The 9,672-nt window shown below is 68.0% G+C and carries 8 protein-coding genes; 7 read left to right on the top strand and 1 reads right to left on the bottom strand.

Going from position 1 to position 9,672, the window contains the following annotated elements; genetic code table 11:
• Positions 1-117 precede the first annotated feature (117 nt).
• A complete protein-coding gene (yihA, locus tag ABE473_RS18460; protein WP_179460072.1) occupies positions 118-741 on the bottom strand; it encodes a ribosome biogenesis GTP-binding protein YihA/YsxC in 624 nt (207 codons plus the stop codon).
• 155 nt (positions 742-896) lie between these two features.
• Between yihA and ABE473_RS18455 the strand changes: the two genes are divergently transcribed.
• The 7 genes from ABE473_RS18455 to betA all read left to right on the top strand — a co-directional run bounded on the left by ABE473_RS18455 (position 897) and on the right by betA (position 9,511).
• Entirely contained in the window at positions 897-1,694 is a 798-nt protein-coding gene (locus ABE473_RS18455; protein ID WP_346490496.1) for a c-type cytochrome, read from the top strand.
• Positions 1,695-1,823: 129 nt separating this feature from the next.
• A complete protein-coding gene (locus ABE473_RS18450) occupies positions 1,824-2,468 on the top strand; it encodes a thiol:disulfide interchange protein DsbA/DsbL (RefSeq protein ID WP_346478850.1) in 645 nt (214 codons plus the stop codon).
• Positions 2,469-2,590: 122 nt separating this feature from the next.
• Positions 2,591-3,418, top strand: a complete 828-nt coding sequence (locus tag ABE473_RS18445) for a thiol:disulfide interchange protein DsbA/DsbL (RefSeq protein WP_346490495.1) — start codon at positions 2,591-2,593, stop codon at positions 3,416-3,418.
• A gap of 50 nt (positions 3,419-3,468) precedes the next feature.
• A complete protein-coding gene (locus tag ABE473_RS18440) occupies positions 3,469-4,206 on the top strand; it encodes an endonuclease/exonuclease/phosphatase family protein (protein WP_346478937.1) in 738 nt (245 codons plus the stop codon).
• 121 nt (positions 4,207-4,327) lie between these two features.
• Positions 4,328-6,307: a choline BCCT transporter BetT gene (betT, locus tag ABE473_RS18435; protein WP_179460069.1), complete on the top strand. Its 1,980-nt coding sequence runs from the start codon at positions 4,328-4,330 to the stop codon at positions 6,305-6,307.
• 34 nt (positions 6,308-6,341) lie between these two features.
• Complete coding sequence (gene betB / locus ABE473_RS18430) at positions 6,342-7,814, top strand: betaine-aldehyde dehydrogenase (RefSeq protein ID WP_346490494.1); 1,473 nt, start codon at positions 6,342-6,344, stop codon at positions 7,812-7,814.
• A 26-nt stretch (positions 7,815-7,840) separates the two neighbouring features.
• Complete coding sequence (betA, locus tag ABE473_RS18425) at positions 7,841-9,511, top strand: choline dehydrogenase (protein ID WP_346490493.1); 1,671 nt, start codon at positions 7,841-7,843, stop codon at positions 9,509-9,511.
• Positions 9,512-9,672 lie beyond the last annotated feature (161 nt).

Here is a 9,672-nt window from a genome sequence, read left to right as displayed (position 1 = left end):
GTGGCGCGGGCGGCGCGCGGGGGGGCGCGCCCGCTCCCGTGCGCGCCCCCGCCCGCGGCCGCCGCCCCCGCCACTACCGGCGCCGTGCGGCCCATTGGACCGCAGCAACGCCGGGGGTCAGGTGGCTTCCGGCGCCGGCTTGTTCAGGCCCAGCCAGCCGCCGATGATCCCGCGGGCCTCATCCACGCCCTGGCGGGCGGGACCGGAGAAGGTCTGCACGCTGACGGTATCGCCGAAGGAGGACTGCAGTTCCTTGCGCACCTTCTGCAGGGCGATGCCCTGCTGGCCGCGGCCGAGCTTGTCGGCCTTGGTCAGCAGCGCGTGCGCCGGCAGGCCGCGCTGCACCGCATAGGCAAGCATCTGGCGGTCGTAGTCCCTCAGCGGGTGACGGATGTCCATCACCACCACCAGGCCACGCAGGGCCTCGCGGGTACGGAAGTACTGGTCGATGAAGGCCTGCCAGTGCGCCTGCAGGTCCAGCGGGACCTTGGCGTAGCCGTACCCGGGCAGATCGACCAGCTTGGCCTCCGGGGTAACCTCGAAGAACACCAGCTGCTGGGTGCGGCCGGGGGTCTTGGAGACCCGGGCCAGGCTGTTCTGGCGGGTCAGGGCGTTGAGGGCACTGGATTTGCCGGCGTTTGAGCGACCGGCAAAGGCGACTTCCGCGCCCACGTCGTCCGGCAATTGCCGGGTGTTGTGGGCCGAAAGCAGGTATTGGGCGCGTTCGAGGAGCAATGACATGGGTATAGGATCGCATGTCCGGGCCCGATCCGCGCTGCCCGCGCTCGGTTTTGCTGCACCCTGCGTTGACCGTGGCGTGAAACGGCGTTGATAATCGGGCGATCCCCGTGGTTGCGGTCCCGCAACCGCCAGGCCGGTCCACACGGAGCTTCCGCATGCGCCATGCTCGCGTTCTTGCCGTTTCCGCACTTGCTGTCTCGCTGCTCGCCGCCGTTGCCGTTGCCCAGACCTCGATCACCCCGTTGCCGGACAACGGGCCGATCAAGACCGCCTCGCTGGAGGTCGATTTCAGCAAAACCACCTGGGGCGACCCCAAGGCCGGGCAGACCAAGGCCGCGGCCTGCGCGGCCTGCCATTCGGCCGATGGCAACTCCACCGTGGAGATGTACCCGAGCATCGCCGGCCAGAGCGAGCGCTACAGCGCCCAGCAGATTGCCCTGATCGCCAATGGCCAGCGCACCTCCGGGGCCTCGGCGGCGATGGTGCCGTTCGTGCAGGACCTCACCCCGCAGGACATGCGCGACATCGGTGCCTACTTCGCCACGCAGAAGGCCACCGCCGGCATCGCCGACGATGGCGCCGTGACCGACGGCCCGTACGCGGGCAAGAAGTTCTTCGAGATCGGCCAGCAGCTGTACCGCGGCGGCGATGCCGAGCGCGGCATCCCGGCCTGCATGGCCTGTCACGGCCCGACCGGCGCCGGCAATCCGGGACCCGCCTACCCGCACATCAGCGGCCAGCACTCGGCCTATGTTGCCCGTCGGCTGCAGGAGTACCAGGCCGGGACCACCCAGGAAACCGACAAGGCGCACTTCCAGATCATGGCCACGATCGCCAAGTCGCTGACCGAGCAGGAGATCCAGGCCCTGGCCAGCTACCTGCAGGGCCTGCACAACCGGGCCGATGATGTCGCCGCTGCGGCCACCGTTGACGGGGGCACGCAGGCACCGTAACCACCGCCCGCACCGCAGCGCATCCCCTTGGTCGGATGACAGATGCGACCGCCGTGGCTGGCGGGGTATGTTCACTGCCACGCCGGCGACTGGGCCGGCGTCGTTTTTTCTGTATGGAGATGGATGTAGATGACGTTGATGCCCCGCCTGATGTTGTTGCTGCTGGCCCTGAGCCCGTTGAGCACCCTCGCCGCCACCCCGACCCCACTGGTGGAAGGCAAGGATTACGAACGCATCGCCGATGCCGGCCCGTTCGCGCCGCTGGCCGGCAAGGTCGAAGTCGTGGAGATGTTCGGCTACACCTGCCCGCACTGCGCGCACTTCGAGCCGCAGCTGGAAGCCTGGGCCGCCAAGCTGCCCAAGGACGTCCGCTTCACCCCGGTGCCGGCCGCTTTCGGTGGCGTGTGGGATTCGTTTGCCCGCGCCTACTACGCCGCCGATCAGCTGGGCGTCGCCAAGCGCAGCCACCGCGCCATGTTCGATGCCCTGCATGAGAAGGGCTCGCTGCCGATGCAGAACGTCTCGCCGGATGAACTGGCTGCGTTCTACCAGGGCTTCGGCGTGGCCCCGCCGCAGTACATCGCCGCGCTCAAGAGCGATGCGGTGGACGCCAAGGTGAAGGCTGCCCGTGCCTTCGCCCTGCGCACCAAGGTGCCGGGCACGCCGACGCTGATCATCAATGGCGTGTACCTGGTCAAGGGCGACTCGTTCGAGGCCATGCTGCGCAACGCAGATGCCCTGATCGCCCGTGCGCGCAGCGGCAAGGCGCTCTGACAGCGCTCGCTGAACCATCACGCACCGTGCACGCGGGACGCTCGTTTCCCCGTGTCATCATGCTTCCCTGGCCGATGCTCCCAGCATCGGCCCCAACATGCTCATCCGCTGGAGATGCTTCGATGAAGACCCGTTTCGCCATTACGCTCATGGCCCTGCTGCCGATCCTGGCCGCCTGCAAGGCCCAGGACGGTACCGCCAACACCACCGCCCCGGCCGAACCGGCCGCGCCGAGCAGCACCCCGGCCACCGAAACGGCCACCCCGACCGAGCAGGCCCCGGCCGCCAGCGGTGAAACCGCCGCCGCCGAGACCGCCGCTGCCGAAGCCACCACCCCGGCACCGGCCCCGGCCTCCTCGCGCCCGACCGGCCCGGAACCGGTTGCCGGCACCGACTATGTGGTGATCGAGAACGGCCAGCCGTTCCAGCCGGCCACCGGCAAGATCGAAGTCGCCGAGATCTTCGGTTACGTGTGCCCGGCCTGCGCCGCGTTCCAGCCGCTGATCGGGCCGTGGAAGGCCGGCCTGCCGAGCGATGTCAATTTCGTCTACGTGCCGGCGATGTTCGGCGGCACCTGGGATGACTACGGCCGTGCGTTCTACGCCGCGCAGGCGATGGGCCTGCAGGAAAAGACCCACGAAGCCATGTACGCCGCGATCCACGCCGAGCAGAGCCTGAAGGGCGAGCGCGGCCGTGATTCGGTCGAGGACATCGCCAACTTCTACGGCAAGCACGGCGCCGACCCGAAGCAGTTCGCCGCGATGATGGGCAGCTTCGCCGTCAACGCCAAGACCAACTCGGCCAAGCAGTTCGCCCAGCGCAGCAAGATCTCCGGCACCCCGTCGGTGATCGTCAACGGCAAGTACCTGGTCAAGGGCAAGGGCTTCCCGGACATGCTGCGCATCGCCGATCACCTGATCGCGCGCGAACGCGCCGGCAAGGCCAACTGATCCAGCGATAGCGAACCGTCGTGACCTCCCCCCACACGCGGACCCTGCGCCTGCTGACGGCCAACATCCAGGCCGGTTCGAGCACCCGCCGCTACAGTGACTACGTGACCCGCAGCTGGTCGCATGCACTGCCGGCCGGGCGTAAGCGAACCAGCCTGGATGCCATCGCGCAGATGGCCCGTGAGCACGACATCGTCGGCCTGCAGGAGGCCGACCCCGGCAGCCTGCGCTCGGGCTTCACCAACCAGACCCACTATCTGGCCGAGCGCGCCGGCTTCAATTACTGGAGCCACCAGCCCAACCGCCGCATGGGCGGGGTCGCGTCCAGCGCCAACGGCCTGCTCAGCAAGCTCGAGCCGGTCGAGGTCCAGGACCACGCCCTGCCCGGCCGGATCGGCGGGCGCGGCGTGCTGTTGGCCAAGTTCGGTGAAGGCAGCCAGGGCCTGGCCGTCGCGGTGGCACATCTGTCGCTGGGGACCAATTCGCGCATGTCGCAGTTGGCCTTCATCGCCGATCTGCTCTCCGAGCATCCCAACGCGGTGCTGATGGGCGATTTCAACTGCCTGGCCGAACGTCCGGAAATGCAGGTGCTGTACCAGAAGACGACACTGCAGCCGCCAGGCTGCGTGGTGCCGACCTTCCCCAGCTGGCGCCCGGACCGGGCGATCGACCACATCCTGCTCAGCAACGGCCTGCAGCAACGCAGTGCCGAGGCGGTGCCGGCCGCGTTCTCCGATCACCTCGCCCTGGCGATGTCGATCGACGTGCCGAGCAGCGCGCTGCGCTGATCCCTGTGCACCCGCCGCCCTTGCGCGGCGGGCCTCGTGGCGGCGTAAACAGGCTGTCCACAGCGCCTGTGCGATAAATCCCGCCGTCCGCCGCTCCGGCACCGGGAGTATCCCCCACCCCATGAGTACCGTGGAGCCACCTCTGTCCGAGGTGCGCACGCTTCGACCCGTGTTCCTGCTTGCCGCCACGATCGTGGCGGCATTCGCCATTCTGGTCACCGTGTTTCCGATCGATGCCGGCGTGATGCTGCTCGATGCCCAGACCTGGGCGTCGCGCAATGTCGGCTGGTATTACCTTCTTGCGATGACCGTGTACCTGGTGTTCGTGGTCGGCGTGGCGCTGTCCGGCTATGGCAACGTCAAGCTGGGCGCGGACCATGACGAACCGGAGTTCAGCTATCTATCCTGGGCCGGCATGCTGTTCGCCGCGGGCATCAGCATCACCCTGTTCTTCTTCTGCGTCTCCGAGCCGCTGACCCACTACCTGCTGCCGCCGCAGGGCGGCACCGGCAGCGGCGAGGCCAGCGCGCGCCAGGCGATGCAGCTGCTGTTCCTGCACTGGGGCCTGCATGGGTGGGGCGTGTTCGCGCTGGCGGCGATGGCGCTGGCCTACTTCGCGTACCGCCACAACCTGCCCCTCGCGCTGCGCTCGGCGCTGTATCCGCTGATCGGCAAACGCATCAACGGGCCGATCGGCTACACCGTGGATGCGCTGGGCATCGTGGCCACCGTGTTCGGCCTCGGCGCGGACATGGGCTTTGGCGTGCTGCATCTCAACGCCGGCCTGAACACCCTGTTCCCGGTGCCGCACGCGGCCTGGGTGCAGGTCGGGCTGATCGTGCTGATGATGGGTGCGGCGATCACCGTGGCCGTCTCCGGCGTCGAGAAGGGCGTGCGCTGGATGTCCAACATCAACATGCTGCTGGCGATCTCGCTGCTGCTGTTCATGCTGTTCGCCGGGCCCACCCAGTACCTGCTCAATGCCTTCATGCAGAACATGGGCGACTACCTGGGCAACGTGGTCGGCAAGAGTTTCGATGTGTACGCCTATGGCGGGCGCCCGGACTGGCTGGGCAACTGGACGGTGTTCTACTGGGCCTGGTGGATCGGCTGGGCGCCGTTCGTGGGCCTGTTCATCGCGCGCATCTCACGCGGCCGCACCATCCGCGAGTTCGTGCTCGGCGTGCTGCTGATTCCGCTGGGTTTCACCCTGGCGTGGCTGTCGATCTTCGGCAACAGCGCGCTGGACCAGATCCTGCATCACGACCAGGTGCACCTGGCGCAGATGGCGGTGGAGAACCCGCCGACCGTGCTGTACGCGCTGCTGGAAAGCTACCCCTGGAGCCGCACCGTCATCGCGGTCACGGTGATCGTCAGCTTCATCTTCTTCGTCACCTCGGCCGACTCGGGCACGGTGGTGCTGTCCACGCTGTCCTCGCAGGGCGGCAATCCGGAAGACGACGGCCCGCGCTGGCTGCGCGTGTTCTGGGGCGTGATGACCGGCCTGGTCACCGCCGGGCTGCTGCTGGCCGGCAGCATGGACGCGCTCAAATCCGCGGTGGTGCTGGCCTCGCTGCCGTTCTCGGTGGTGCTGCTGCTGATGCTGTGGGGGCTGACCCGTGCGCTGGGCGAAGAGTCGCAGCGCAAGAAGGCCTCGCAGTACTCGCCGATCCCGTTGATCGGGCAATCGCGGCATCAGCGCGGCTGGCGCCAGCGCATCACCCAGGCGGTGCATTTCCCGGTACGCGACGAGGTGTACCGGTTCATGGACACCGATGTGAAGCCGGCGATCGAAGCCGTCGCCGCGCAGCTGCTCGAACAGGGCCTGGACGTGCAGACCAAGTTCGAGCCGGGTCACATGGAGCTGCTGGTGGACCATGGCGAACAACAGGTCTTCACCTACCAGGTGATCATGCGCGGCTACCTCACGCCTTCGTTCGCCGCGCAGCGCTTCCGCAACCAGCGTTACTACCGCGCCGAAGTGCACCTCTATGAGGGTGGACAGGACTACGAGCTGTTCGGCTACAGCCGCCAGCAGATCATCAACGACATCATCGATCAGTACGAGCGTCACCTGCAGTTCCTGCATCTCACGCGTTGACGCACTGATCTCCCGCTGCAAAGGAGTCATCGACATGCCTACCCTCCCCGACCAGCTGCTGTACATCGGCGGCCGCTATGTTCCTTCCCAGGGCGGAAAGACCTTCGAGGTCATCAACCCCGCCAACGGCGAGCTGCTCGCCAACGTCCACAGCGCCAACAGCGACGATCTCGACGCTGCGGTGGAGAGCGCCCAGGCCGGCCAGAAAGTGTGGGCCGCGCTGACCACCGTGGAGCGCTCGCGCATCCTGCTGCGCGCGGTCGAACTGCTGCGCGAGCGCAACGACGCACTGGCCGAGCTGGAATCGCACAACACCGGCAAGGCGTTGAGTGAAACGCTGAGCGTGGACGTGGTCACCGGCGCGGACGTGCTGGAGTACTACGCCGGCGTCATGCACGGGCTGGAAGGCAGCCAGGTGCCGCTGCGCGAGAGCAGCTTCTTCTACACCCGGCAGGAACCGCTGGGCGTGGTCGGTGCGATCGGCGCGTGGAACTACCCGATCCAGATCGCGCTGTGGAAGGCCGCCCCGGCGCTGGCCGCCGGCAACGCGATGATCTTCAAGCCCAGCGAGGTCACGCCGCTGACCGCGCTGAAGCTGGCGGAAATCTTCACCGAGGCCGGCCTGCCCGATGGCGTGTTCAACGTGCTGCCCGGCGATGGCGCCGGCGTCGGCTCGGCGCTGACCGAGCACCCGCTGATCGAGAAGATCTCCTTCACCGGCGGCACCGCCACCGGCCGCAAGGTGATGGCCAGTGCGTCCAGCTCCACGCTCAAGGACGTCACCATGGAGCTGGGCGGCAAGTCGCCGCTGATCATCTGCGACGACGCCGATCTGGACCTGGCCGCCGACGTGGCGATGATGGCCAACTTCTACAGCTCCGGCCAGGTCTGCACCAACGGCACCCGCGTGTTCGTGCCGCGCGGCAGGCTGGCAGCGTTCGAAGCCAAACTGCTGGAGCGGGTCCAGCGCATCCGCATCGGCGATCCGCTGGCCAAGGACACCAACTTCGGCCCGCTGGTCAGCGCCGCGCACATGCAGCGCGTGCTCGAGCACATCGCCAGCGGCAAGGCCGACGGCGCGCGCCTGGTCTGCGGTGGCGAACGGCTGACCGAAGGCGCGCTGGGCAAGGGCTGCTACGTGGCACCGACCATCTTCAGCGATTGCCGCGATGACATGCGCATCGTGCGCGAGGAAATCTTCGGGCCGGTGATGAGCCTGCTGGCCTATGACGATGAAGAGGAGGCGGTGCGCCGCGCCAACGACACTGATTACGGCCTGGCCGCCGGTGTGGTGACGCCCGACCTGGCGCGCGCACATCGGGTGATCCACCAGCTCGAGGCCGGCATCTGCTGGGTCAACAGTTGGGGCGAGTCGCCGGCGCAGATGCCGGTGGGTGGCTACAAGCAGTCCGGTGTCGGCCGCGAGAACGGGCTGGCCACGCTGCGCGCCTACACCCGCACCAAATCCATCCAGATCGAGCTGGACCGCTACGCGTCGGTGTTCTGAACCGGCCTTACCCAGGAGACACCGCGATGAAGCGCGAATACGACTACATCATCATCGGCGCCGGTTCGGCCGGCAACACGCTGGCTGCGCGACTCACCGAAGACGCCGGCGTCAGCGTACTGCTGCTGGAAGCCGGCGGTCCGGACTACCGGCTGGACTTCCGCACCCAGATGCCGGCCGCGCTGGCCTATCCGCTGCAGGGCCGCCGCTACAACTGGGCGTATGAGACCGAACCGGAACCGTACATGGACAACCGGCGCATGGAGTGCGGCCGCGGCAAGGGCCTGGGGGGCTCCTCGCTGATCAACGGCATGTGCTACATCCGCGGCAACGCGATGGACTTCGACCAGTGGGCCAGCTTCGAGGGCCTGGAAGACTGGAGCTACCACGATGTGCTGCCCTACTTCCGCAAGGCGGAGACGCGCGACATCGGTGCCAACGATTACCACGGCGGCGACGGCCCGGTCAGCGTGGCCACGCCGAAGAACGGCAACAACGTGCTGTTCCACGCGATGGTCGAGGCCGGCGTGCAGGCGGGCTACCCGCGCACCGACGACCTCAACGGCTACCAGCAGGAAGGCTTCGGCCCGATGGACCGCACCGTGACCCCGCGTGGGCGACGCTCCAGCACCGCGCGCGGTTACCTGGACATGGCCAAGGACCGCGAGGGGCTGGAGATCGTGGTGCATGCCACCACCGACCGCATCCTGTTCGCCGGCAAGCGCGCCGTCGGCGTGCGCTACCTGGCCGGCAACAGCGCCGAGCCGATCGATGCCACCGCGCGCCGCGAAGTGCTGCTGTGCGCCGGTGCGATCGCCTCGCCGCAGATCCTGCAGCGCTCCGGCGTAGGCGCGCCCGCGCTGCTGGCCGCACTCGGCGTCCCGCTGGTGCACGATCTGCCCGGCGTCGGCGAGAACCTGCAGGACCACCTGGAGGTGTACATGCAGTACGCCTGCAAGAAGCCGGTGTCGCTGTACCCCGCACTACAGTGGTGGAACCAGCCGGCGATCGGCGCGGAGTGGCTGTTCAACGGGACCGGCATCGGTGCCAGCAACCAGTTCGAAGCCGGTGGTTTCATCCGTACCCGCGAGGACTTCGACTGGCCGAACATCCAGTATCACTTCCTGCCGGTGGCGATCAATTACAACGGCACCAACGCGGTCAAGGAACACGGTTTCCAGGCACACGTCGGCTCGATGCGCACACCGAGCCGCGGGCGCGTGCACGCGAAGTCGCTGGACCCGCGCGAGCACCCTTCCATCCTGTTCAATTACCAGTCCACCGACCAGGACTGGCAGGAATTCCGCGATGCGATCCGCATCACCCGCGAGATCATCGCCCAGCCCGCGCTGGACGCGTACCGCGGGCGCGAGATCAGCCCGAGCGCCGAATGCCAGACCGATGCGGAACTGGATGCGTTCGTGCGCGCGCATGCCGAGACGGCGTATCACCCGTCGTGCTCGTGTGCGATGGGCACCGACGCGATGAGCGTGGTCGACGGCCAGGGCCGCGTGCATGGCATGGAAAGCCTGCGCGTGGTCGATGCCTCGATCATGCCGCGCATCATCACCGGCAACCTCAACGCCACCACGATCATGATCGCCGAGAAGATCGCCGACCGGATCCGCGGGCGTGCGCCGCTGCCGCGCAGCACCGCGGCGTACTACGTGGCCGGGGACGCCCCGGCACGGCGCTGAGGGCGCAGCGAGCCACGGGTAGGTGCCGACCGTTGGTCGGCGCACGAATCCGGGTACTGCCGGCCGCTAACCGGCATCACGCATCCCGGTAGTGGGGGGCGGGGGCGGGGCGGCCCCACCCCGACGCCACCCCCCCCCCCCCCCCCCCGGGGCGCCCGCGC

It is taken from the genome of Stenotrophomonas sp. TWI700 (assembly GCF_039673645.1).
GTDB lineage: Bacteria > Pseudomonadota > Gammaproteobacteria > Xanthomonadales > Xanthomonadaceae > Stenotrophomonas > Stenotrophomonas maltophilia_AA.
This window is presented reverse-complemented; position numbering and strand designations above follow the sequence as displayed.

What these genes read in the sequence shown, in the direction of transcription:
- yihA (WP_179460072.1), bottom strand. Translation starts at nt 741, where the DNA reads ATGTCATTGCTCCTCGAACGCGCCCAATACCTGCTTTCGGCCCACAAC.
- ABE473_RS18455 (WP_346490496.1), top strand. Translation starts at nt 897, where the DNA reads ATGCGCCATGCTCGCGTTCTTGCCGTTTCCGCACTTGCTGTCTCGCTG.
- ABE473_RS18450 (WP_346478850.1), top strand. Translation starts at nt 1,824, where the DNA reads ATGACGTTGATGCCCCGCCTGATGTTGTTGCTGCTGGCCCTGAGCCCG.
- ABE473_RS18445 (WP_346490495.1), top strand. Translation starts at nt 2,591, where the DNA reads ATGAAGACCCGTTTCGCCATTACGCTCATGGCCCTGCTGCCGATCCTG.
- betT (WP_179460069.1), top strand. Translation starts at nt 4,328, where the DNA reads ATGAGTACCGTGGAGCCACCTCTGTCCGAGGTGCGCACGCTTCGACCC.
- betB (WP_346490494.1), top strand. Translation starts at nt 6,342, where the DNA reads ATGCCTACCCTCCCCGACCAGCTGCTGTACATCGGCGGCCGCTATGTT.
- betA (WP_346490493.1), top strand. Translation starts at nt 7,841, where the DNA reads ATGAAGCGCGAATACGACTACATCATCATCGGCGCCGGTTCGGCCGGC.